The organism is Streptomyces sp. OZ13 (genome assembly GCF_052068155.1).
Taxonomy (GTDB): domain Bacteria; phylum Actinomycetota; class Actinomycetes; order Streptomycetales; family Streptomycetaceae; genus Streptomyces.
On the sequence record NZ_JBQHCZ010000005.1, the window covers coordinates 273,986 to 297,291 of the forward strand.

21 protein-coding genes are annotated in these 23,306 nt (G+C 73.8%); 16 read left to right on the forward strand and 5 right to left on the reverse strand.

What is annotated here, in order from left to right:
• The first annotated feature begins 26 nt into the window (after nt 1-26).
• The 8 genes from ACTMTU_RS14690 to ACTMTU_RS14725 are packed head-to-tail and all read left to right on the forward strand — an operon-like array spanning nt 27 to nt 9,626.
• Nucleotides 27-1,208 (forward strand): glycosyltransferase, encoded by a 1,182-nt coding sequence (locus tag ACTMTU_RS14690; RefSeq protein WP_441263920.1) that lies wholly within the window; start codon nt 27-29, stop codon nt 1,206-1,208.
• The gene (locus tag ACTMTU_RS14695; RefSeq protein WP_441263921.1) at nt 1,205-2,689 is read left to right on the forward strand and encodes an exopolysaccharide biosynthesis polyprenyl glycosylphosphotransferase; all 1,485 of its coding nucleotides are present in this window, start codon (nt 1,205-1,207) and stop codon (nt 2,687-2,689) included. Before ACTMTU_RS14690 ends, ACTMTU_RS14695 begins: the two co-directional genes overlap by 4 nt.
• A gap of 1 nt (nt 2,690) precedes the next feature.
• The gene (locus ACTMTU_RS14700) at nt 2,691-4,007 is read left to right on the forward strand and encodes an O-antigen ligase family protein (protein ID WP_441263922.1); all 1,317 of its coding nucleotides are present in this window, start codon (nt 2,691-2,693) and stop codon (nt 4,005-4,007) included.
• Nucleotides 4,004-5,899: a murein biosynthesis integral membrane protein MurJ gene (gene murJ, locus ACTMTU_RS14705; RefSeq protein WP_441263923.1), complete on the forward strand. Its 1,896-nt coding sequence runs from the start codon at nt 4,004-4,006 to the stop codon at nt 5,897-5,899. Before ACTMTU_RS14700 ends, murJ begins: the two co-directional genes overlap by 4 nt.
• On the forward strand, nt 5,889-6,659 hold the full coding sequence (locus tag ACTMTU_RS14710) for a polysaccharide deacetylase family protein (protein WP_441263924.1): 771 nt from the start codon (nt 5,889-5,891) through the stop codon (nt 6,657-6,659). Before murJ ends, ACTMTU_RS14710 begins: the two co-directional genes overlap by 11 nt.
• The gene (locus tag ACTMTU_RS14715) at nt 6,656-7,813 is read left to right on the forward strand and encodes a glycosyltransferase (RefSeq protein WP_441263925.1); all 1,158 of its coding nucleotides are present in this window, start codon (nt 6,656-6,658) and stop codon (nt 7,811-7,813) included. Before ACTMTU_RS14710 ends, ACTMTU_RS14715 begins: the two co-directional genes overlap by 4 nt.
• Nucleotides 7,810-8,475, forward strand: a complete 666-nt coding sequence (locus ACTMTU_RS14720; RefSeq protein ID WP_441263926.1) for a lipopolysaccharide biosynthesis protein — start codon at nt 7,810-7,812, stop codon at nt 8,473-8,475. Before ACTMTU_RS14715 ends, ACTMTU_RS14720 begins: the two co-directional genes overlap by 4 nt.
• The gene (locus ACTMTU_RS14725) at nt 8,472-9,626 is read left to right on the forward strand and encodes a GNAT family N-acetyltransferase (protein ID WP_441263927.1); all 1,155 of its coding nucleotides are present in this window, start codon (nt 8,472-8,474) and stop codon (nt 9,624-9,626) included. Before ACTMTU_RS14720 ends, ACTMTU_RS14725 begins: the two co-directional genes overlap by 4 nt.
• A 95-nt stretch (nt 9,627-9,721) precedes the next feature.
• On the opposite strand, the gene ACTMTU_RS14730 is transcribed toward ACTMTU_RS14725, so the two are convergent.
• On the reverse strand, nt 9,722-11,053 hold the full coding sequence (locus ACTMTU_RS14730; protein ID WP_441263928.1) for a glycosyl hydrolase: 1,332 nt from the start codon (nt 11,051-11,053) through the stop codon (nt 9,722-9,724).
• Between the two features lie 137 nt (nt 11,054-11,190).
• Between ACTMTU_RS14730 and ACTMTU_RS14735 the strand changes: the two genes are divergently transcribed.
• The 4 genes from ACTMTU_RS14735 (at nt 11,191) to ACTMTU_RS14750 (ending at nt 15,297) form a co-directional block, all read left to right on the forward strand.
• Nucleotides 11,191-12,495 carry a carboxylate--amine ligase gene (locus ACTMTU_RS14735; RefSeq protein ID WP_441263929.1) on the forward strand — a complete coding sequence of 435 codons (1,305 nt, stop codon included), beginning with the start codon at nt 11,191-11,193 and terminating at the stop codon, nt 12,493-12,495.
• A complete protein-coding gene (locus ACTMTU_RS14740) occupies nt 12,477-13,676 on the forward strand; it encodes an NAD(P)-binding domain-containing protein (RefSeq protein ID WP_441263930.1) in 1,200 nt (399 codons plus the stop codon). The genes ACTMTU_RS14735 and ACTMTU_RS14740 overlap by 19 nt, the downstream gene beginning before the upstream one ends.
• A 494-nt stretch (nt 13,677-14,170) precedes the next feature.
• A complete protein-coding gene (locus tag ACTMTU_RS14745) occupies nt 14,171-14,680 on the forward strand; it encodes a DUF4352 domain-containing protein (protein WP_441263931.1) in 510 nt (169 codons plus the stop codon).
• A gap of 116 nt (nt 14,681-14,796) precedes the next feature.
• Complete coding sequence (locus tag ACTMTU_RS14750) at nt 14,797-15,297, forward strand: DUF5949 family protein (protein ID WP_441263932.1); 501 nt, start codon at nt 14,797-14,799, stop codon at nt 15,295-15,297.
• A gap of 57 nt (nt 15,298-15,354) precedes the next feature.
• Here ACTMTU_RS14750 and ACTMTU_RS14755 read toward each other — a convergent pair whose 3' ends face one another.
• Nucleotides 15,355-16,620, reverse strand: coding sequence for a cytochrome P450 (locus ACTMTU_RS14755; RefSeq protein WP_441263933.1), 1,266 nt, complete (start codon nt 16,618-16,620; stop codon nt 15,355-15,357).
• 162 nt (nt 16,621-16,782) lie between these two features.
• Between ACTMTU_RS14755 and ACTMTU_RS14760 the strand changes: the two genes are divergently transcribed.
• The 3 genes from ACTMTU_RS14760 to ACTMTU_RS14770 all read left to right on the forward strand — a co-directional run bounded on the left by ACTMTU_RS14760 (nt 16,783) and on the right by ACTMTU_RS14770 (nt 18,856).
• Nucleotides 16,783-17,283: a hypothetical protein gene (locus tag ACTMTU_RS14760; protein WP_441263934.1), complete on the forward strand. Its 501-nt coding sequence runs from the start codon at nt 16,783-16,785 to the stop codon at nt 17,281-17,283.
• Nucleotides 17,284-17,429: 146 nt separating this feature from the next.
• Nucleotides 17,430-17,975 carry a tyrosinase family oxidase copper chaperone gene (locus tag ACTMTU_RS14765; RefSeq protein ID WP_441263935.1) on the forward strand — a complete coding sequence of 182 codons (546 nt, stop codon included), beginning with the start codon at nt 17,430-17,432 and terminating at the stop codon, nt 17,973-17,975.
• A 20-nt stretch (nt 17,976-17,995) separates the two neighbouring features.
• Nucleotides 17,996-18,856 carry a tyrosinase family protein gene (locus ACTMTU_RS14770; protein WP_441263936.1) on the forward strand — a complete coding sequence of 287 codons (861 nt, stop codon included), beginning with the start codon at nt 17,996-17,998 and terminating at the stop codon, nt 18,854-18,856.
• A gap of 112 nt (nt 18,857-18,968) precedes the next feature.
• Here ACTMTU_RS14770 and ACTMTU_RS14775 read toward each other — a convergent pair whose 3' ends face one another.
• On the reverse strand, nt 18,969-19,238 hold the full coding sequence (locus ACTMTU_RS14775) for a chaplin (RefSeq protein WP_441263937.1): 270 nt from the start codon (nt 19,236-19,238) through the stop codon (nt 18,969-18,971).
• 191 nt (nt 19,239-19,429) lie between these two features.
• Here ACTMTU_RS14775 and ACTMTU_RS14780 point away from each other — a divergent pair, with 191 nt between their 5' ends.
• A complete protein-coding gene (locus tag ACTMTU_RS14780; protein ID WP_441263938.1) occupies nt 19,430-20,059 on the forward strand; it encodes an alpha-ketoglutarate-dependent dioxygenase AlkB in 630 nt (209 codons plus the stop codon).
• Here the strand turns inward: ACTMTU_RS14780 and ACTMTU_RS14785 are convergent.
• Complete coding sequence (locus ACTMTU_RS14785) at nt 20,056-21,678, reverse strand: N-acyl-D-amino-acid deacylase family protein (RefSeq protein ID WP_441263939.1); 1,623 nt, start codon at nt 21,676-21,678, stop codon at nt 20,056-20,058. The genes ACTMTU_RS14780 and ACTMTU_RS14785 overlap by 4 nt on opposite strands.
• 343 nt (nt 21,679-22,021) lie before the next feature.
• Nucleotides 22,022-23,296 (reverse strand): amino acid deaminase, encoded by a 1,275-nt coding sequence (locus ACTMTU_RS14790; RefSeq protein WP_441263940.1) that lies wholly within the window; start codon nt 23,294-23,296, stop codon nt 22,022-22,024.
• Nucleotides 23,297-23,306 lie beyond the last annotated feature (10 nt).

Sequence of the window (23,306 nt, forward strand, 5' to 3'; positions counted from 1 at the left end):
TCCACCGCGTTCGAAGAAGGCCGTACGTGCTGCAAAGAAACTGGACTGAGAAAAGCCGAATGACGGTGTTCCACCTGGTTCAGCCGGTGGAGGGGGGAGTCGCGCGGGTCGTCACCGACCTGGTCAGGGCACAGGTCCGCGAGGGCATCCGGACCGTCGTCGCCTGCCCTCCGCAGGGGCGGCTTCCTCACCTGGCGGCACAGGCCGGTGCACAGGTGCATCCATGGCCGGCCGGGCGGGAGCCGGGTCCGCGGCTCGCGAGCGAAGTGCGTGCCGTCACCCGGCTTATCCGGGCCGGCGCACCCCACATCGTGCACGCGCACAGTGCCAAGGCCGGGCTCGCCGGGCGGCTCGCCGTACGCGGCCGGGTACCGACGGTCTTCCAGCCGCACGCCTGGTCGTTCGACGCCGTCCGGGGGCGCAGTGCCGAACTCGCCCTTACCTGGGAGCGCCACGGCTCGCGCTGGAGCACCCGCACCCTCTGTGTCAGCGAGGGCGAGCGCCGCGCGGGGGAAGAAGCGGGCATCCGTGCCCGCTGGTCCGTGATCCCCAACGGCATCGACCTGACGTACTTCACCCCTCGCGGCAGCCGCGGCCGCGAGGAGGCCCGCGCCCTTCTGCCGGAGCTGGACGGTATGCCCGCGCGGACGCCCCTTGTCGTCTGCGTGGGCCGGCTGTGCCGGCAGAAGGGACAGGACGTGCTGCTGCGGGCCTGGGGCGAGGTGGCCGGGGCGGTCCCCGGCTCCCGGCTCGTACTGGTGGGCGACGGGCCGGACCGGGAGGCGCTGCGGCAGGGCGCACCGCCGGGAGTGCTCTTCGCCGGTGACCGCGCCGACACCCGGCCGTGGCTGCACGCCGCGGACGTGGCCGTACTGCCCTCGCGCTGGGAGGGCATGGCGCTCGCCCCGCTGGAGGCGATGGCCTGCGGGCTGCCCGTCGTGGTCACTGACGTCAGCGGCGCGAGGGAGAGCCTGCCGCCCGGTCAGGAGCCGTACGCGCTGGTCCCGCCGGAGGACCCGCCCGCGCTCGCCGCGACGCTGGTCCGGCTGCTGACGGATCCCGCGCTCCGTCACGACCTGGGCCGCCGGGCCGAGGAGCACACACGGGCCACGTCCGACGTGCGCGGGACGGCAGCGGCCGTCCTGCGCCTGTACCAGGAACTACTGAGCCCGCACCGACCCTTGACGAGGGAGCGCAGCGAACGATGACGACGGAGAGTGCCCCCGCTCCCCACAGCGCCCCGGCGACGGCCGCCCGCCGCCCGGCGCTCTCGGTCCACGCGCCACGCCGCACGGCGGAACGCCGTCCACCCGTCCGTCCGCACCGCCTCTCCGCCCGCCGTGAACGTCCGACCGCGCTGCTCCTGGCCGACGCCACCGCCGCCGTCGTCACCCTGGCCCTCGCACCGGCCCTGCTGTGGCCCACGGCTCCCTGGCCGGCCGCGTCGGCGGTGCCGCTCGTGCTCCTCCAGGGCGTGCTGCACACCTGGCGCGGCCTCTACCGGCACAGGCTGTCGCCGTCCGCGCTCGCCGAACTGCCCACGCTCCTCGGGCTCGCGATGCTCCAGTGGTACGCCCTCGCCGCCACCTTCGTCGCCCAGGGCCCCCACTACGGCGTCGTCCCGGCCGCACCGGCCCTCGCCGCCTGCGGCCAGACGCTGCTCGCCTGCGCCGGCAGGGCGGCCGTCCACCACGCGCGCCGGCGGTCGGCCGCGCGCAGGCCGCGGTCCGCGCTCGTCGTCGGCCGCGGGCCGGTCGCCCAGCAGGTCACCGCGGCGCTGTACGGGCACCCCGAATACGGGATGCGGCCCGTCGGGCAGGTCGACACCGGCGGGCCGGCCGGGCCGGGCCTGCCGGCCCTGCCCGTCCTGGTCGGACCGGAGGACGTCAGCCGCGCGGTCATCCAGAACGCCGTCGGGCACGCCGTCTTCACCCGGCCGCCGGGGACCGGTGCGGAGAGCGCCGCGCTGCTCCGCCTGTTCGCCCGGCACGGCTGCCGTGTGTGGCTGGTCGACGGCACGCCCGCGGAGCCCGGCACGCCTCGGCGGGCATCCGGCGGTGACCACCTGTGGGGATTTCCCGTCAGACCGCTGGACGGGACGCGCCGGCCGTTCGCCCTCGTGGGCAAGCGGGTCATGGACGTGTGCCTCGCCGCTGTCGCCCTCGTCGCGGCGGCGCCCGTACTGGCCCTCTGCGCCCTCGCCGTCCGTCTCTTCGACGGGCCCGGAATCATCTTCCGGCAGGAGCGGATCGGGCTGGACGGACGGCCGTTCGTGCTGCTGAAGTTCCGCACCATCCCGCCCGTCGACGAGCACGAGTCGGCCACGCGCTGGAGCGTGGCCTCCGACCGGCGGATGAGCGTCACCGGCAGCCTGTTGCGCCGCACCTCCCTCGACGAACTGCCGCAGCTGTGGAACGTGCTGCGGGGCGACATGAGCCTCGTCGGCCCCCGGCCGGAACGCCCCTACTTCGTCGCCAAGTTCAGCCATGTCCATCCCGGCTACCAGGCACGCCACCGGATGCCCGCCGGCATCACCGGGCTCGCGCAGATCCACGGCCTGCGCGGCGACACGTCCATCGAGGAACGCGCCCGCTTCGACAACCACTACATCGACACCTGGTCGCTGTGGCAGGACGTCTGCATCCTGGCCCGCACCGCCGCCTCCGTGCTGAGGCTGGGAGGCAGCTGAGATGACAGCCGTCACCTGGACCGCCGTGCGGCACAGGCGCACACCGCGCTTCCTCCGACTGCTGCCCCTGGTCGTGACCGTGCTGCTGCCGGCCGCGCCGCTTCCTTCGGTCGGCGGCGGGGCGGGCACGGTGGGCCCGGCGGACATCGCCTCGGGGGTCCTGGTCGTGTGGTGCGCGGCGCAGGTCGTGCACCGCCGCTCCCGGTCCCTGACGCCCGTCGCCGCCGTCGTGTTCGGCCTGCCCGTCGTCGGCTTCGCGGTCGCCACCGTCACCGCCGCCCAACCGCAGGCCGCGCTGCCCGGGTTCGTGCGCTACCTCCAGGTCTTCGTCCTCGTGCCGCTGGCCGTCGTGCTGCTCGTGCGGGACGCGCGGGACTTCCGAGTCGTCGCCGGCGCCCTCGTCGTCCTGGCGCTCGCCCAGGGCGCCGTGGGCACCTACCAGTTCGCCACCGGCACCGGCGCCTCGTACATGGGGGAGGACATCCGGGCCGTTGGCACCTTCGGGCCGACGGACGTCATGGGGATGGCGACGGTCGTGTCGTACGGGCTGCTCGCGGCGCTCGCCCTCGCCCTGCGCCCCCCGGCCGACGCGCCCGCCTGGCTGAGGCCGTCCGCGTTCACGGCCGCGGCCGTGCTCGTCGTGCCGCTCGCCCTGTCGTTCAGCAGGGGCGCGTGGATCGCCACGGCGCTCGCCGCCTTCGCCGTGGTCGCGCTGTGCGGGCTGCGGCAGGCGGTGCGGGTCCTCTCGGCGGTGGCCGCGCTCGCCGTCGTACTCGTCGGGGGCCTCGGCATCGGCTCCCAGATGATCTCCGAGCGCGTCAGCAGCATCACCCGCGTCACCGACGCGCCGGACCGGTCGGTCGGCGACCGGTACGCGATGTGGGCGGCAGCGGCCGGGATGTGGCGCGAGGAGCCGGCGGCGGGGGTCGGGATGAAGGGCTTCCCGGCACACCGCGACGGTCATTCCTCGATCGGCCTGTCCGCCGGCAGCGACATCGCCGGTGCGGGCAGGGAGTTCGAGAAGCAGCCGCTGCTGTCGCCGCACAACATGTACCTGCTCGTCCTCGGCGAACAGGGCCTGATCGGGCTGACCGCGTTCGCCGGCAGCCTCGCCGCCGTCCTCGTCCTCGGCCTGCGCCGGCTCGCCGGCGGACCGCACGGGCGAGCCGCGGACTGCGGGCTGGCGGCGGTGGGCCTGATGCTCTGGCAGACCGTCGACTTCCTCTACGCGGACATCGGCGGCCCGTCGACGGCCCTCACGGGTGTGCTGCTGGGCCTGGCGGCCTGGTGGGCACTCGGGGGAACGAGGCGCGCGTGACCGACGAACCAGGCCCGGCCCCCGGCCGTCGCCCGCCCGGAGGGGCGTCCCTGGCACCTGGCCGCCACGCGGCACCGCCGGCGGACGACGCCGCCGGGGCCGCGCGGGCCCTTGCCCCGGAACGGGCGACCCGGGCCTCGATCGCCGACGGCGCCGCAGACGACCGGCCGTCCCACGAAGGCCCCGAGCAGCGGCCCGCGGTGGCCGTCGGCGGGAAGCCGCGCGGGGCGTCGGCGCGGCGGGGCCACGGCGCCGCGACCGGGGCGTTCCCCCGGGCCGCCGCCCCGGCGCGGGGGCGGCACGCCCGCAGGGGCGGGCGAGCGGGCGGCGCGGGGCGCGGCACACCGCCCGTGCTCGGGCGGTTCCTCGTCCGGGCGGCCGCGGTCACCGCCGGGCTCACCGCGGCGGGGTCCGTGCTCGGGCTGGTGCGGGACCAGACCATCGCGCACTTCTTCGGGGCCGGCGTGGAGAGCGACGCGTTCCTCATCGCCTGGACCGTCCCCGAGATGGCCTCCACACTCCTCATCGAGGACGCGATGGCCCTGCTGCTGGTGCCCGCGTTCAGCCATGCCCTCGCCCGGCGGACCGCCGGGGACCGGAGTGCCGATCCCGTGGGGGAACTGGTCTCCGCCACCTTCCCACGGCTGTTCGCCCTGCTGACCTGTGCCGCCGGCCTGCTGCTGATCGGCGCGCCGCTCGTCGTACGGGTGCTCGCGCCCGGCTTCGGCGACCCCGCACTCGCCGTGGACTGCACCCGGATGACCGCGCTGACCGTGCTCACCTTCGGCGTCACCGGATACTTCAGCGCCGCCCTGCGCGCCCACGGCAGCTTCCTCCGCCCGGCGAGCGTCTACGTCGCCTACAACGCCGGCATCATCGCCACGACACTCGCCCTGCACTCCGTGTGGGGCGTACGCGCCGCCGCGGCCGGTGTCGCCGTCGGCGGCCTGCTCATGGTGGCCGTGCAACTGCCCGCCTTCGCCCGCCGTGTGACGCTGCGGCCGCTGGTGCGCCGCGCCCGGTCCAGGGCGCCCCTCCTCGGCGCCGCCGTCCTCGCCCCCGTCGTCCTCTTCGCCGTCAGCCGCCAGTCCCAGGTCCTCGTCGAACGCTTCCTCGCCGCGCCGCTCCCCGCCGGGGCGATCTCCCATCTCAACTACGCGCAGAAGGTCGCCCAGATGCCGATGGTGCTGTCGCTGATGGTGTGCACGGTGACCTTCCCCGTCGTCGCCAAGGCCATGGCGGAGGGCGACCGCGACCGGGCCCGCCGCCGCGTCGAACAGGACCTCGCCATGGCCGGCGCGACGGTGCTGCTCGGCACGGCGATGGTCGTCGGATACGCGCCCCAGATCATCGAAGTGCTCTTCCAGCGCGGCGCGTTCGACGCACGGGACACCGAGGCCACCGCCACCGTCATGCGGGTGTACGCCGCCGGTCTCCTCGGCCACTGCCTCGTCGGCGCGCTCGGCCGGCCGTTCTTCTCCTCCGGCCGGCCCACCTGGTTCCCGGCCGCCGCGATGGCGGCGGGGCTCGCCGTCACCGTCGCCGCCGGTGCCGTCACCGTCGGCACGTTCGGTGTGCACGGCATCGCGGCCGCCAACGCCGCCGGCATCAGCACCACCGCGCTGCTGCTGCTGTGCGGCCTCGGGTCCCGGGGGGTCGCCATCCAGGTGCGCTCCGTCGGCGGCCGCATCGGACGGCTCACGGTGGCCGCGGCCGCCGCCACGGCGGCCGGACTCCTCGCCGCGCCGCTGACCGGCGGGCCGCTGCGGAGCCTCGCCGCCGGCTGCCTGCTGCTGCCCGCCGTCTTCCTGCTCACCGCCCGCGCCCTGCGCGCCCCCGAAGCCGTACACCTGCTGGGACTCGCACGACGGAGGCTGCTTCATGACCACTGACACCGCGGCGCCACCCGCCGCCCCGGCCCTCGCCCGGCCGTGGATCCTGATGTACCACGCCGTGGGCGACCCCACCACCGACCCGTACGGCATCGCCGTCGCGCCCGACCGCCTCGAACTCCACCTCCGCTGGCTGCGCGCCCGCGGCCTGCGCGGGGTCGGCGTGGCCGACCTGCTGCGCGCCCACAGCGCGGGCGACGCCGCCGGTCTCGTCGGCCTCACCTTCGACGACGGTTACGCCGACTTCGTCGGGACGGCGCTGCCGCTCCTGGCCAGGTACGACTGCGCGGCCACCGTGTTCGTACTGCCCGGCAGGCTCGGCGGTACCAACGAGTGGGACCCCGAGGGTCCGCGCAGGGCGCTGCTCACCGGCCCGCAGATCAGGGCCGCCGCGGACGCGGGCACCGAGATCGCCTCGCACGGTCTGTTCCACCGCCGCCTGGCGGGCTGCCCGGACGACGTACTCGCCGAGGAGACCGCCCGCAGCCGCGAACTGCTCCACCGACTCACCGGCACGGCCCCGGCCGGGTTCTGCTACCCGTACGGCACCTTCGACGAGCGCGCCGCCGACGCCGTGCGCCGGGCGGGCTACACGTACGCCTGCGCCATCACCCCCGGCGCGGCGGCCGGCCCGTACGCCCTGCCCCGCACGCACATCAGCCAGGCCGACCGCGGCACCCGGCTGTGGGTGAAGCGGCTGCGGCACCGGGCACGCCGCAGTCCGGTGCTCGGCCCGGTGCGCTTCGGCGGTGCAGGGTGAGGGTCCTGCACATCATCACCGGCCTCGGCGTCGGCGGCGCGGAACAGCAACTGCGGCTGCTGCTGCGCCATCTCCCCGCCGAGTGCGACGTCGTGACCCTGACCAATCCCGGCCCGGTCGCCGCCGGGCTGCGCGCGGACGGGGTGCCGGTCACCCACCTCGGCATGGGCGGCAACACGGATCTCACGGCCCTGCCGCGGCTCGCCCGGTTCGTCCGGCGCGGCCGTTACGACCTCGTGCACACGCACCTGTACCGGGCCTGCGTCTACGGGCGGATCGCCGCCCGGCTGGCCGGGGTGCGGGCCGCCGTCGCCACCGAACACTCCCTGGGCGGGCGGGAGATCGAGGGCCGGCCGCTCACCCCGGGCACCCGCGCGCTGTACCTGACCACCGAACGCCTCGGCGCCGCCACCGTCGCCGTCTCCCCGACCGTGGCCGGCCGGCTCCGCGACTGGGGCGTCCCCGGCCCCCGCATCCACGTCGTGCCGAACGGCATCGACGCGGCCCGGTTCCGTTTCGACGCCTCCCGTCGGCGCGCCGCCCGGGGGCGGCTCGGCGTCCCCGCCGATGCCTGCGTGGTCGGCGGCGTGGGCCGGCTCGTTCCCGGCAAATGCTTCGACGTCCTGATCGAGGCGGTCGCCGCGCTGCCCGGCGTCCGGCTGCTGCTCGCCGGCGACGGTCCGGAGCGGGACGCGCTGCACTCCCTCGCCGTACGGCTCGGTGCGGGCGACCGGATCCGACTGGTCGGCGAGTGCGACGCCGACGGTGTCGCCGCGCTGCTGTCCGCCGTGGACCTGTTCGTGTCGGTCTCCCGTGAAGAGGCGTTCGGGCTCGCCGTGGTCGAGGCCCTCGCCGCCGGGCTGCCGGTCCTGCACAGCACCTGCCCCGCCGTCGACGACCTTCCGGCGGACGACGCACCGGGCGCCACCCGGCTGCGCGACGGCGGAGTCCGAGAGCTCGCGGAAGCGCTGCGCGCCCGGACGACCACAGGCCCCCGCCGGCTGCCGCCGCCCCGCGCGGTCGGCCGCTACGACATCGCGCGGGGCAGCCGCCTCCTGATGGACGTGTACGCGCACGCCCTGGACACCGCCCGGCCGGACCGCGACCGGCCGGAGCACTTCCATCCCGACCCGACCCGGAGAGCACTCCCATGACCGAGACGCACGAGCAGGAGCCCGCCGCCCGCGGCCGGTTCCGCCGCCTCGCGAAGATCAACCTGCCCGTCTGGTGGCCCCTGCCGGTCTGCGCCCTGCTCGGCACGGCCTGCGGTGCCTCCTACGGCCTGCTCAAAGCACCCGAGTACGCCTCCACCAGCTATGTCGTCGCCGTGGCCGCCAAGGGCTCCGACCCCGCCGCGGCGCTCGGCTTCGCCCAGGCCTACGGGCGGATCGCCACCAGCGACTCGACCCTCGCGTACGCGCGGGTCGCGGCCGGCGTGCCGGCGGGCGAACTGCGTGACCGGGTGGAGACGGAGACGTCGCCCGACTCGCCGATGATCGCGATCACCGGCACGTCCACCGATCCGGACCAGGCCGCCGACATCGCCAACGCCGTGGCCGACGCCGTCTTCGTGAGCAGCAATCAGGTGTCCAAGAACACCGGCGTCTCACTGACCCTCTTCTCGCAGGCCGTCTCCCCGGACGAGTCGGTCTCCCCGTCGCTGCCGGTCGCCGCCGCGGTCGGCGGCTGCGCGGGCGGTCTGATCGGCGGACTGGCGCTGCTCGTGGGACCGCGCCGCAGGGCTGCCGTCACCACCGCCGGGGTGCCCGCGCCCGCGCACCCCGCCGAACCGGCGGGCGAACGGGAGCTGGTGTGACCCCCGGCGGCGGGCGGCGCGTCTCCGTCACCCTCTGCCGCGATCCGGAGGCCTTCGCCGCACTGGAGCCGGAGTGGAACCGGCTGTACGACGACTGTGCCACCGCCACCCCCTTCCAGAGCCACGCCTGGCTCCACTCCTGGTGGCGGTCCTACGGCACGAGCGGCCGGCTGCGCGTCGTCCTCGCCCGCCGCGACGGCCGGCTGATCGGCGCCGCTCCGTTGACGCTGACGCACGCACCCATGCCGCTGCTCGTGCCGATGGGCGGCCGGATCTCCGACCACTGCGACGTACTCGTCGACGGCGGCGACGTCCGGACCGCGGTCGGGGCGTTGGAGCGGGGCCTGCACAGGGCGGCACGCCACGCGGTGATCGACCTGCGCGAGGTGCGTCCCGGCGCGGCGGCGGAGCGGCTCTACGAGAGCTGGAAGGGCGCCCGTGCCCGGCTCACCGACTCGGTCTGCATGGAGCTGCCGGCCGCCCCCGTCGAGGAGCTCGCCAAGCGGATGACGAGTCCCAGGGCGCAGCGTGTGCGCGCCAAACTGCGCAAGATCGACGCGTTGAAGATCGAGGCACACCCGGTGCCCGGGGCGGAGGTCGCGGAGGCGGTCGCGAACCTGCTGCGGCTGCACGAACTCCAGTGGCGCGGCCGCGGCGTCAACCCGGAGCATCTCAGGCCCCGGTTCGCCGCCCATCTGGTGCGCGCGACCCGGGCGATGGCCCGCCGCGGGGAGGCCGTCCTGACGGAGTTCCGGATGGAGGGCGAGGTCGTCGCGGCCGCGCTCACCCTGCGCTCGGGCAGCATGGCGGGCGGCTATCTGTACGGGGCGGACCCCGTGCTGCGGGACCGCAAGGCCGACGTGGCGACCATGCTGCTGCGCCACGACGCGCAGCAGGCGGCCGACGAGGGGCGGGGCGTGCTCAGCCTGCTGCGGGGGGCGGAGCCGTACAAGAACCACTGGCGGCCGGAGACCGTCACCAACCAGCGGCTGCTGCTCGCCCCGGCTTCTCTGGAGCCCCTGCTGCGGCTGCACGAGACACGCGCCCGGCTGCGCGACCGGGCCGCCGGGGCGGTGCGGACGCGGCTGCCCGCCGCGCGCGAGTGGCGCGACCGGCTCAACAGCCGGCGGGCGGCGGGCGCGAGGCGCTGACACGCCCCGGGCCGCCGTTCGTCCGTCCCGAGGACCGCGGTCCGCGGTGCGCCGGGGCGCGAACGCCCCGGCCGTACCGTCGGCCGGCTTCCGAGTCAGAAGCCCGGCTGCCCGAGCGGCCACGGGAACTCGACACAGAACTGCCGGCCTCCCACCCACTCGGCGATCCAGTCCCCGAGATCCATGGGGACGCACCAGTCGACGGGGTTCGTCACGACGTCGTCCGGCAGCGGCGACGGGAGCGGCACACCGGGGTCGGTGCCGTCCGGTGGTGAGGGCTGCGCCGGTGACGGTTCGGCGGGCGGCTCCAGCGGCCCGGGCTCCGAGGGATCGGGCCCGACGGGACCCGGTTCGACCGGGCCGGGCTCGACAGGCGCCGGCTCGACAGGGCCGGGTTCGGCGGGCGAGGGCTCCGCGGGACCGGGCTTCGCATACATCTTCGAGCGGAACACTTTCGAGGACTGCGGATTGTCTTCGCACTGCCACACCCCGTGCGGGCAGTAGTCTGTGATCGTCTGGTAGAGCGGCTTGTGACGGTCGATCCATTCGAGCATGCGGCGCATGTACTCGGGATTGTCGCCGTTCCGGAAAAGCCCCCACTCCGGATACGAGATCGCCTTTTTGTGCGCCGCGGCGAACTCGACCTGCTTCCGCAATCCGTACGGAGCATTCACCTGTTCGTCGAACGTCCCGCCCGGAGGCTGGTCGTACGAGTCCATCCCGATGATGTCGACCACGTCGTCACCGGGATAGCACTCGGTCCAGGGAATGGCGTCCTGACCGCGATTCGGGGCGAAGTCGAATCGGAACTCCTGCCCGGGGACGGAACGCATGGCCGTGACGATGCGGTTCCAGTACGCCTTCCATGCCTCGGGGTCCGGCGCGCAACGGTGCGTGTACGTCGTGCCGTTCATCTCCCAGCCGAGGACGATCACCGTGTCCGGGACACCTGCCTCGACCAACCGGGACGCGAGGGTGCGGAAGTGCTTGTCGAAGCTGCCCTGCGCCCCGGCGGTCAGCAGCGCCCTGACCGCGCCGTCCGGCAGCCGCGCCTCGCTGCGCTCCAGCATCGGGACGTTGAGCACGAACATCCGGTCCTCGGCGCCGCGCCGCCAGTCGGCCCACGGACGCAGGAACTCGGGCCGGCCCTCGATGTTGGCCCAGCGGTCGCCCGGGAGGTACGTGTGAGCGACCTTCAACTCCCGCCCGCCGAGCCACCGGGACAGTTCGGCCATGCGCTCGACACCGGGCGGACCGTAGTGGAGATAGGCCCCCACGGCCACCGGTGGCTTCTCCGGAGAATCAGGACCGTCGTTCGCTCGGGGGGCCGCACCCGCGGTCGATATTCCGGAAACAGCGCTGGAGACAAGGAGACCGGCGGTGACCGTTCCGATGCCCGTGCGGATGAGACGGCGCCTTTGTGGCATGAATTCCTCCTCTGTGGGGCCCGTTCCGGGATGCAACGACCGTAGGCAGAAAGTCGTACGAACGGGCTGCCCGAAGAGGAGTCGGTAGGCCATTAGCGAAGAGGCGCGCTCGCGTCAGGACCATCCAGGTGAAAGATATGACTCGAATGCCGATCATCGACACGGGAGTGCCCGCTCTCGTGCTCCGGCTCGACCGGAATCCCTTTCACCACGGCACCCTAGGAGCCGTCAGATCGCTGGGCCGCGCCGGTGTGGAGGTGCATGCCGTGGTCGAGTCGGCCCGCAGCCCGGTCGCCCGGTCTCGCTATCTGCACCGGGCCCATGTCAGACCTCCGGGCGAACTCCGCCCGGAGGACTTCGTCGGCCTGCTGCTCGACGTGTCCGACCGGATCGGCCGACCCGCCGTGCTCATCGCCATGGACGACCTCGGCGCCGTCAGCATCGCCGCCAACGCCCCCCTCCTCGCGCCGCGGTTCCTCTTCCCCGACCAGTCCGCCGACGCCACGGCGGCACTCGCCGACAAGGCCGAACTGGTACGGCTGTGCGAGCGGGCCGGGATCGCGCACCCGGAAACGGTCGTGCCGAAGACCGCCGCCGAGGCCGCCGCCGCGGTACGGCAGCTCGGGCTGCCGCTGGTCGCCAAGTGGAGCCGGCCGTGGCTGCTGGACCCGCGGACGGGCCTGCGCAGCACCAGCCTCGTCACCTCGCCCCGCGCGGTGCAGCGCCTGTTCGAGCGCACCGGACAGGCCGGCAGCAGGCTGGTGCTCCAGCGTCTGCTGCCCGAAGGGCCGTACTGCGACTGGTTCTTCCACGGCTACTTCTCCCGGCGGTCCGACCTGCTGCTCGGCGGCACCGGCCGCAAGGAGCTCGCCTGGCCGCCCGGGGCCGGGCTGACCGCGAAAGGCAGCTGGCAGCACAACGACGAGGTACGGGCGGCGGCCCTCAAACTGGTGGCGCACTCCGGGTACCGGGGGATCCTCGACCTCGACTTCCGGCGTGACCCGGCGGGCGGCGCCTACCGGCTCCTCGACGTCAACCCGCGGCCCGGCGCGCAGTTCCGGCTCTTCACCGACGAGGACGGGCTCGACGTCGTGCGGTCCCTCTACCTGGACCTCACGGGCAGCGAGGTGCCACGGGCCACCGGCCGGCCGGGGCGGGTCTTCGTGGCGGAGAACTACGCGCTGCTCTCCGCGGTCGCCGGTCGCCGGCACCCGGCCCCCGGACGGGCCGGCGCCGCGCACCGCGGGGTCGAGACCGCCTGGTTCGCCCGTGACGACCTGCTGCCGTTCCTCGCCATGGCCGCCGCCTGGCTGCGACGCGGCCTCGTCAAGGGCACGGACCGCCTGCGACCACTGCCGCGGCAGCGGACATCACCTTCCATCGCCGGACCAGAGGCCACACCAGAAGGAGCGGGAACCGCATCATGTACGACTTGGCAGTGATCGGCGCCGGCCCGTACGGGCTCTCCGTCGCGGCACACGCCGCCGCGGCGGGGATGAGCCTGCGGGTGTTCGGCAGAACCATGGCGTCCTGGCGGGACCACATGCCGGAAGGGATGTTCCTCAAGTCCGAGCCCTGGGCCTCCGACCTGTCGGACCCGGGCGCCAAGTACACCCTCGCCGACTACGCCGCCGTCCGGGGCTTCGAGGCGGCGCACGGCCGTCCGCTCCCGATCGCCGACTTCTCCGGGTACGGCATGTGGTTCGCCGAGCACGCGGCGCCGCCCGTCGAGGAACGGACCGTCACCCGGGTCGTCCCGTCGGCCCGCTGCTTCCGGGTGGAGACGGCGGACGGCGACGGCGTCGAGGCGCGGACGGTGGCGCTCGCCGTCGGCATCATGCCCTTCCGACGCGTGCCCGAGCCGCTCGCGTCGCTGCCCCCGGCCCTCTGTTCGCACAGCAGCGGCCACTTGGACCCGAGAGGGTTCGGCGACCTCGACGTCACCGTCGTCGGAGCCGGCCAGGCGGCGCTGGAGACGGCGGTCCTGCTCGCCGAGCACGGGGCACGGCCGCAACTGGTGGCCCGCACGGACCGGATCCGGTGGAACACCGTGCCCCTGCCGCAGCAGCGCGGACGGCTGAGCACCCTGCGCACCCCGCTCAGCGGTCTCGGCAGCGGCTGGACCACCTGGGCGTGGTCGCAACTGCCCGGGGCGGTCGGCCGGCTGCCCGCCGGCCTGCGGGAACGCCTGACGGCCGGCGCGCTCGGACCGGCAGGCGCCTGGTGGCTCCGCGAACGCTACGAACAGCGGGTGCCCGAACTGCTCGGGCACAGCCTCCGCCGGGCCACGGTGCGCGACGACGGCCGGGTGCGGCTGGAGCTGAACATGCCCGGCGGTGGGACCCGTTCGCTCGACACCGGCCATGTTGTCGCGGCGACCGGCTTCGTCCCGGACCTGGACCGGCTGGGCCTGCTCGACCCCGGCCTCCGGCAGGCGCTGCGCAGGGCGGGCACCGGCCGGGCGCCGGCGCTGACCCCCCGGTTCGAGTCGAGCTGCCCCGGGCTGTTCTTCGCCGGTCTGCTGACCGCGCCGACGTTCGGCCCCGCCATGCGGTTCGTGTACGGCACGGCGTTCACGGCCGACCGGCTCGTCGCCGGTGTGCGGCACCGGCTGCGCCGATGACACGCCTGACGGCAGGACCGGGGCGGTGCGCTCAGGCCGGGTGCCGGTCGTAGAGCCAGCCCCTGCGGGACTGCGGGGAAGCGGACCTGGCGGCCGGCTCTTCCGGGACGGGCGGGGGCGGGAAGAGGCTGAGCCTGGTCCACTCCCCGTCCGGCCGGCCCGGCATGGTGCGGCCGGCGGCCGTCCACTCACGCGCCAGCTGGTCATAGATGGGACTGCTGCCCGTCGGCGCGGCCGTCGGATCCGTACTCGTCTGGACGCGCTGCCATCGAGCCGGCGCGGTAATCCTTGCCATATGACCGCAAACGCGCGGCCGGGGCCGAAGTCACTGCCCGGGCCCGGTGGTGGGGGACGGGTGGAACGGCCTTTCGAGCCGGTCGCCCGCGGCAGTGAGATTCACCCGTACGACTCGGGGCGCGCCGCGGCCGATCACCCCTGGCGGAGCCGAAGATACGCATCAACGCGCGCTGCGGAAAAGGGGATCGATGCGACACATGGCGACCGTGCTGGTGCCGGCACTCCTCCTGGGCCTCACCGCATGCCAGAGCACCGGCGGCGCCGGTGCGGAGCCGGCCCCCAGGGCGTCCGCCGGGGCGCGGACGGCCGCCGCCGGCATCGGCGACACCGCCGACATCGGCGGCGCACGGTTCGGCGAGCATCTCCAGGTCTCACTGCGCGCGTTCGTCGACCCAGCCGTGGCGAAGGGGACCGCGCCCCGGCCCGCCGCCGGACACCGCTGGGTCGGTGTGGAGCTGAGCCTGGCCAATGTCGGCGGCACGGCCCACGAGTCGCCCCTCGGCAGGACATGGGTCGTCGACCACCGCGGCAAGCGCCACCCGGCCGTCCGCTCGGGGGAGCTCACCACCGGCTCCCCGCTGAAGGTACGGACGCTGACCGTCGGCGAACACGCCGACGGATGGCTGGTGTTCGAAGTGCCCTTCGGCAGCCGCGCCGTGGCGCTCGACTGCACGGTCGGCGGCGAGCGGCACACCTGGCGGCTGTGAGGAAAAACGGCGGCGGCCTCGCGTCGAGGGCGGGGAACGGCACTTTGCCGTCCGGTTCCCCCGTCCAGGTGAACGAGGGCCGGGAGTCGGCGTGCCCGCCACTAGGGTGCCGATCCATGACCACAGCGAACACCCCCCGATCCGCCGTGAACCGCAGCCGGCTGGGCACGCTCTCCCTGCTCGCCTGGACCGGGGATCCCGCTCAGGGGCATGACACGCCCTATCTGCTCACCTACTCCCTCGGCGACGGCAGCGACGGGCCGGCCGCGGGGGAGGAGGAGGCCCTGGCGATGATCGCGGAGCTCGGGCTGACCGTCGGCGACGAGATGCACGACCACACGCACGACGGCTCGCACCCGATCCAGCTGCTGGTCGAAGGCGGCCAGGCCGTCGTCAACATGCCCTACCTGAAGGCCCAGTGCCCGGCGCCGTCGGAGTGGCTGGCCGCCGCGGACCGGCGCGGCCACGTCCACTTCATGATCGCGAGCCGCCCGTGGCCCGAGGGGACGCCGGGCGTGCCCGTCAGCGACGAGGCCTTCCAGTCCTTCCTCGGCGACGAGACCACCCTCACCAGCTCGGCACACGTACTGCTGCCGGTGTCGCGGCTGCGCCGCTGACACCGGGCCTCTGGGCAGAAGGTCCGCGTCCGGAGACTCCCGCCCGGGCCCCTCGGGTCAGGGAGCGTCGAACGCGAAGCGGAGCGACCGGACGCGATTGTCGAAGCTGGAGTCGACCAGGCACGGCGCGCCGACCGTCCGGAGGCCGCCGGTCCTGGTGAGCAGTTCGTGGAACAGGGCCTTCATCTCCTGCCTGGCCAGGTGCGCGCCGAGGCAGTAGTGCGGACCGCCGCCCCCGTACCCCAGGTGCGGGTTGGGGCTGCGGGTGATGTCGAAGACGTCCGGATCGTCGAAGACGGCCTCGTCACGGTTGGCCGACGCGTAGAACAGCACCACCTTCTCGCCGGGACGGAAGTCGCGGCCGCCGAGCTCGCACTCGGCGGCCACCGTGCGGCGGAACTGGATGATCGGCGTCGAGTGACGGACGATCTCCTCCACGGCGCCGTCCGCGTACCCGTCGAAGTCCGACTCCAACAGGGCTCGCTGCTCGGGGTGTTCGCTGAGCAGCGACAGCCCGTGCGCGATCGCGTTGCGCGTCGTCTCCACGCCCGCGACCAGCAGCAGCGAGAAGAACGCGCCCAGTTGCCGGGAGTTCAGCGCCTGGCCGTCCACGTCCGCGCACACCAGGGCGGAGACGAGATCCCCCGTGGGCCTGCGGCGCCGCTCACGGGCCAGGCCCGCCATCACCAGCTGCATATGGGCCAGGGCGCGCAGTCCGCGTCCGGGCATCCGCAGCCGGGACCGCAGGCCGCGCTGCACGCCCACGTTCTCGGAGGCCTGGTCGATACGGGCCGCGATCTCGGCGCGGGCCTCGCCGGGGACGCCCATCAGGTCGCAGATCACCTCGAAGGGCATGCGTGAGGCGACCGAAGGGACGAAGTCCCGCGGACGGCCCGCCAGCATCTCGCCGACGATGCGCCGGGCGACCTCGCGGACGTTGTCCTCGGTGGCGGCCAGCAGTCTCGGCGTGAACGAACGGGCCACGATCCGGCGCAGCGTGGCATGTTCCGCACCGTCCATGTTGACCATGGAGTTCCCGAAGACCGCCTTGGCCCAGGAGGCCGGTTCCGGGGTGGTGACGCCCGGCGCGCTGGCGAAGTCACGCGGGCGCCTGCTCGCCTCCGCCACATCGGCGTGCCGGACCAGCGCGTAGAAGCCGGGCCGGTCCCCGAACCGCACGGGGGTGTCGCGTGCGCGGAGCTCGGCGAAGGCGGCGAGCCGTGCGGGTCGCGGCAGCCGCCAGAACGACGGGTCGGACAGATCGGTCTCGGGAGCGTGTGCGGCGGGCCGGTCAGCGGCCCGGCCGGGAATCGTCCTCACCACGGCAACCTCCAGGTGCTCGGGGCCACATGCTGGCCCATCGCGGCGTCAGCATGCGTCCCGACATTGCTGCGGACGGGCGGAATTTGCACGGGTCCGCCCGTCCGGATCGTTGTGACAGGACGACGGAGACTCCGTTCGGCACATGAGGGGACGTACACAGCGATGAAGTTGACCACCCGGGGAACTCTGGCGGCGGTACTGGCATGTATGGGCTCGGCCGTGGCGGCCGCGCCCGCGGTCGCCGGGACGTCCGTGCCGGTCGTCCTGCCGCTCGAGAGCCTGGAGACGGCGGTACCGGTCGAGACGCCGGACCTGCGCACCGGTGTGCCGGTCCCCGTGCCCGGCGCGCCGGAGGGGCCGCGGCACGTGACCGGGACCCTGGTGCCGCAGGACACGTTGCCTTCGGTGCCCCTCAGCAGCGAACTGCCCCGGACCCTGCTGGAGGTCCCGGTGGAGAACCCGCTCGGCGAGGGCAACCTCGGCGTCGCGGAGGTGCTCGCCCAGGAGTCGGACGTGAAGGTGGCGAGCCCCGGTGCGTCGCTCGGCGCGCCCGTGACCGCCCCCACCGGCGCGTTCGGTCTGCCCGAGCCCACTCTGCCGGATGCCGCGCTGGTCGCGCCGGTGCTCCAGGCCGCGCCGGCCGGCACCCTGCTGTTCCGCTGACGGACACGGTCTGCTCCCTCGGGTGGGGGAGCAACCCTTTGACGGCGGCGTCGTTGTCCCACGAGAACCGCTGTCGACACGGCGTCGCGGTACGTCGCGGGCGGCAGCGGTCATCGCGTGAGGACACCGACGGGAGGGGCGATGCCATGAGCACGGGCACGAAGGGCGCCACCCACGGCGGAGTGGTGACGGGCGGTGGATCTCCCGCCCGCCGGCTGGTACTGCGGGCCCTCTTCACCGTCGGGGCCGTCGCCGGCACGGCCGGGGCGCTGCTGCCGCTCCTCGCCAGGCGCGGCGGGGACACCGGGGACACCGGAAAGTCCGGTGGGAACAGGGCGGCGACGTCCCGGTCGCTGGAGCGGTTCGCCGAGACGTACCAGGGCCGGCACATCCAGGGCAGCGCCACCGTGATGGTCCCCGCCGACGACGAGGACCCGTACGTGGACGGGGAGGCCGCCGACCGGGTCCGCTCCGGCCGGCCCACCGGGCGCGCCCGGCCGGCACCGAGCGTGGAGGTCCGTATCGACGGCCGGCCGCTGCATGTCATGCGGCGCGCCGACGGTACGTACCTGAGCCTGGTCAACCACTACGAGTCGTTCCCGACGCTGCGGGACGTGGCCCGCGCGGCCGTCGACGAACTGGGCGACGCCCAGCTCTCCTTGACCCCCATGACCGCCATGCACAGTGCCTGAACAGGGAGGGCCGGCAGCCCGTGTACACCCGCAAGAACCAGCGGAACCTGACCCGTTCGGAGAAGCGGCGGCTGGTGGGGGCGCTGCTTGAGCTCAAGCGCTCCGGCCGGTACGACGAGTTCGTCAGGATGCACGGCGAGTACTACGTCACCGACGCGGAGGACCGTCCCCGTCCCGCCCACATGACGCCGTCGTTCTTCCCCTGGCACCGCAGGTTCCTGCTGGAGTTCGAGCGGGCGCTGCAGCAGGTCGACCCCGGTGTGTCCGTCCCGTACTGGGACTGGACGACGGACAACTCGCCCGCTTCGTCGCTGTGGGCCGACGATCTCATGGGCGGCACAGGACGCCGCGGCGACCGGCAGGTCATGACCGGCCCCTTCGCCCACATCAACGGTGACTGGCGGATCGACGCCCGGATCTCCGAAGGCCATTTCCTCACCCGCGACCTGGGCCGACCGGGCAACCCGGTGTCACTGCCGACGAAGGCCGAGGTGGCGCAGGCGTTGGACGATCAGCTCTACGACGCCGCACCGTGGGACTCCACGGTGCCCCGCGGTTTCCGCAACCGGATGGAGGGCTGGAGCGCCGGCGGCTCCGAACGCTGGCGCCTGCACAACCGGGTCCACCGATGGGTCGGCGGCCTGATGATGAGCGCCACCTCTCCCGACGACCCGGTCTTCTGGCTCCACCACGCGTACATGGACCTGCTGTGGACGCGCTGGCAGAAGGCGCACCCGGGATCCCGCTATCTGCCGGACAAGAGGCTCGAGCGGTCCGATCCGCAGTACGGGCGGGTCTTCTCGGCCGACGAGCCGATGCCGCCGTGGGACGTCAGGCCATCGGCGCTCATGGACCACACACGCTTCTACCGGTACGCCTGACGGGACGTCCCGCACTGGCGGCGGGCCCCGGCAGGTACGCCGCCCTTCCGGGGCGGGCATGACTGCGGCCTCCCCCGGAGTGGTGAAGGGGAGGCCGCAGCGGTCGGTGTGGTCAGCCGCCGTAGGCGCCGTGGTCGCCACCGTCGACGATCGCGCACGGGTTGCCGAAGGTCGGGTTGAGCAGGGCGATGACGTTCACGGTGTTGCCGCAGACGTTGACCGGCACGTGCAGGGGCACCTGGACCGCGTTGCCGGACACGACACCGGGGGAACCGGCAGCGCCACCGTGCGCTCCGGCGTCGGCGGCAGCCATGCCGGCGCCGCCGGCCAGGATGGCACCGGTGCCGGCGACTACGGCGGCTGCCTTCGCGATACGCGACATCAACTTCTCCTTGCAGGACGAGAGTGGGCCGCAGGTTTGCGACCAGCACATTCCGTTCAACGCCGGAACCGACGGGGCGGTAACGGATCAAAATCAAACTTGTCGCTCGATCCGACCGGCCGCCCGGGCGGGAACAGCGCCCGAGGCCGATCCTCGATCGTTTGTTCGGTTTCGGAGGTACCGTGAGAGACATGGCAGCACATCTCCAGGGATCCCTCTTCGACCAGACCGACGAGATCCGTCTCGGTCCGCTCGGCGACACCCGGCGCACCGTGCTCGGTGACGGCGCCTGGATCGACGTCCTGCCCGGTTGGCTCTCCGGGGCGGACGCCCTGTTCGACGAGCTCGTCGGCACCGTGCCCTGGCGGGCGGAACGACGGCAGATGTACGAGCGGGTGGTCGACGTGCCGAGGCTCCTCGCCCACTACGGGGAGGACGACCCGTTCCCGCATCCCGTCCTTGAGGAGGGGCGGGACGCCCTCTCGCGGCACTACGCCGAGGAGCTCGGCGAGCCGTTCCGCACCGCCGGCCTCTGCTACTACCGGGACGGCCGGGACAGCGTCGCCTGGCACGGGGACACCATCGGACGCGGCTCGCACGAGGACACGATGGTAGCCATCCTCTCCGTCGGCGCACCGCGCGAGCTGGCGCTCCGGCCCCGGCGGGGCGGCGGCGCACAGGTGCGCAAGGCGCTCGGCCACGGCGATCTGATCGTGATGGGCGGCTCGTGCCAGCGGACCTGGGAGCACGCCGTCCTCAAGACGGCGCGCCCCGTCGGGCCGCGCATCAGCATCCAGTACCGGCCGCGGGGCGTGCGCTAGCCCGCGAGTCGGGGCGTACGGCGTACGGCGCGGCCGGCGAGCACGTCGGTGCGGACACCGTCCTCGACGACGAACCGGCCGTCGATCAGTACGTGCGGGATGCCGACGGGCAGCGTGCGCGGCTCCTCGAAGGTCGAACCCGCCGCCACCGTGCCCGGGTCGAACAGCACCAGGTCGGCGCGGTACCCCTCACGGACCAGACCCCGGTCGGGCAGCCTCAGCCGGGCGGCCGGGCGGGACGTCAGATGGGCGACGGTCTCCTCCAACGACAGGATGCCCAGCTCGCGCGCGTACCGGCCGAGGTACTGCGGGAACGTGCCGTAGGCCCGCGGATGCGGCTTGTCACCCTGGAGGATGCCGTCGCTCCCGCCGGTGTGGACCCGGTGGCGCATGATCTGACGCACGTTCTCCTCGTGGCCGACGTGCTGGAGGATCGTCGAACCGAGCCGGTCCTCGATCAGCAGCCGCCGGGCGGTCGTCCAAGGTGCCTCGCCGCGCTCGTCGGCAGACTGCTGGATCGTCCGGCCGACGTGGCCCGCGACAGCCGGGTCGCTCACTCCGGAGATCTCGATGGTGTCCCACTCGATCGGTACGCCGTGACAGCCGTCGGACCCGACGACCTCCAGGTGGTGCCGGATCCTTTCGGCCGTGGCGTCGTCCCGCAGCCGCGCCAGCACGGCGTCGGGGCCGCCCTCGCCCGCCCAGCTCGGCAGCATCGCCACGAGCGTGGTGCAGCCGGGGGTGTACGGATAGGTGTCCAGGGAGATGTCCGCGCCGCCGTCCAGCGCGTCGTCCAGCAGCGCGAGCAGATCGGGCGCCTTGCCCTTGTTCACACCGAAGTTCATGGTGGCGTGCGCGAGATGCAGGGCACATCCCGCCTCGCGGGTCAGGTTCACCATCTCCTCGTACGCCTGGAGCGCACCGGCGCCGTAGGAGCGGTGATGAGGGCAGTAGTAGCCGTCGTACTGGGCCACGACCCGGCACAGCTCCGCCAGCTCCGAGTCGTTCGCGTACATCCCCGGCGTGTACGTCAGACCGGACGACATGCCGACCGCGCCCTGCGCCATGCCCTCGGCCACCAACTGCTTCATGCGGGTGAGCTCCGCGTCGGTGGCGGGGCGGTCATCCCAGCCCATCGCGTACATGCGCACGGTGCCCTGCGGGATCAGGTACGCGGCGTTCACCGCGATGCCCTGGCCGCCGAAGTTCCGGTCGAGACGGTCCAGGTACTCGCCGACCGACCGCCAGTCGAAGTCGATGTCGGAGCCGTCGCCGTTCCAGCCGGTGATGGCCTTGCGCACCGCGGCGAGGGTGTCGTCGTCGACGGGCGCGTACGACAGTCCGTCCTGCCCGAGCACCTCGAGGGTCACGCCCTGGGCTGCCTTCGCGGAATGGTCGGGGTCGCGCAGCAGCGCCAGATCGGAGTGCGCGTGCATGTCGATGAAGCCGGGGGCGAGGGCGAGGCCGTCCGCGTCGAGGACGCGGGGGGCGGTGGGGCGGGGGCCGGTGCCCTCTTTGCGTATCTCGGCGATACGGCCGTCGCGGATGCCGACGTCGGCGCGGAAGGAGGCACCGCCGGTGCCGTCGATGACGCGGGCGTCGCGGATGACGAGGTGCATGGGGGTGCCTTTCGGGGGGCGCGGCGGGGGGTGCGGGTGGCGCCTGCGGCGGGCGTCTTCCCCTACCCGCCCCTTCCCGAAACCGGGCTCCGCCCGGACCCGCCACCGCGCTCCGCGCGGTGTTTCGGGGGCTCTGCCCCCGGACCCCCGCGCCTCAAACGCCGGCGAGGCTGAAGTTGGCAGGCAACTTCAGCCCGCCTGGGGGCACCTCCCACGGCCGCCAGGCCGTAGGGGGAGTTCGAGGGCACCGCGCGAAGCGCGGTACGCCGCACGCAGGGCGGTACGGGGGCCGGGGCTTGCCCCGGTTTGGGGAAGGGGCGGGGTGGGGGAACGGCCCCGCAGGTCAGAAGAACGTGCGGATGAAGTCCGTCACCGTGCCGTCCCCCTCCACCACCGGAATCAGCTGCCACTTGTCGAACGACGTGCACGGATGCGACAGCCCCATCCCCACCCAGTCGCCGACCTCCAGGTCCGCCTCCGGGGTGGTGGCGAGCCAGCCGTGCTGGTCGGAGAGGCCGGTGACGGTGATGCCGTCGGCGGGGCGGATGTCGCCGGTGCGGGCGTCGCGGACGACCTGGGCGTTCGGGAGGTCCAGGTCGTACGCCGCGTCCCGCTTGCCCGCGTTGACGAAGGCCTGGTCGGGGGCGGGCCGGGAGACGACCTGGGCCCACAGGCGGAACGCGGGCCGGAGCGCGCCTTCCTCGGGGACCCGGTTGAAGGGCGTGAGGTGCCGGTAGTGGCCGTCGTCGTGCGAGACGTACGCGCCGGAGCGCAGCAGCTTCAGCACGGGGCGGGACAGTTCGGGGATCTCGGCGAAGACATCGGCGACCGCGTCGAACCACGCGCTGCCGCCCGCGCTGATCACGATCTCGTCGGTGCCGGCGAAACGGCCCGAGCCGTCGAAGTCCGCGGCGATCGCCACCAGCCGCCGCAGCCAGGCGCGTACCCGGTCGCCGTCGGCCTTGGGGACCTCGCCCTCGTAACCGGCCACGCCGACCAGGCGCAGCGTCCCGGTGGCCGCCACCGCGTCGGCGACCGCGGCGCAGTCCGCCTCCGTACGGGCTCCGGTGCGGGCGCCGTCGCCGGCGCCGAGTTCGACCACGACGTCGAGGGGGCGCGAGACGCCCCGCAGGGCCTCGTCCATGAGCTCGACGCCGCGGACGGAGTCGACGTAGCAGATGAGGCGGAAGGCCGGGTCGGTGTCGAGCTCGCCGGCGATCCAGCGCAGGGCCGCCGCGTCGACGACCTCGTTGGCGAGGAAGATCCGCCGGATCCCGTAGGCGCGGTAGACCCGGGCCTGGTGGGGGACGGCCGCGGTGATGCCCCAGGCGCCGCGCTCCAGCTGGCGTGCGAAGAGCTGCGGGGACATCGAGGTCTTGCCGTGCGGGGCGAAGGCGAGGCCGTGGCGCTCCGAGTACGTCTCGAGCAGGGCGAGGTTGTGCTCGACGGACTCGGCGGAGAGCGCGAGGACGGGGGTGGTGAAGCCGCCGGTGAAGAGATTGCGGCGGGAGGCCGCCAACTCCCCGACGGTGAGCCCTTCGGCGTCGGGCGGGAGCGCCTTGAACCGGTGATCGGCCGGTTCGTAGGCGAGCCGTGCGACGGCGTTGTCGGCAGCCATGGGAGCCCTC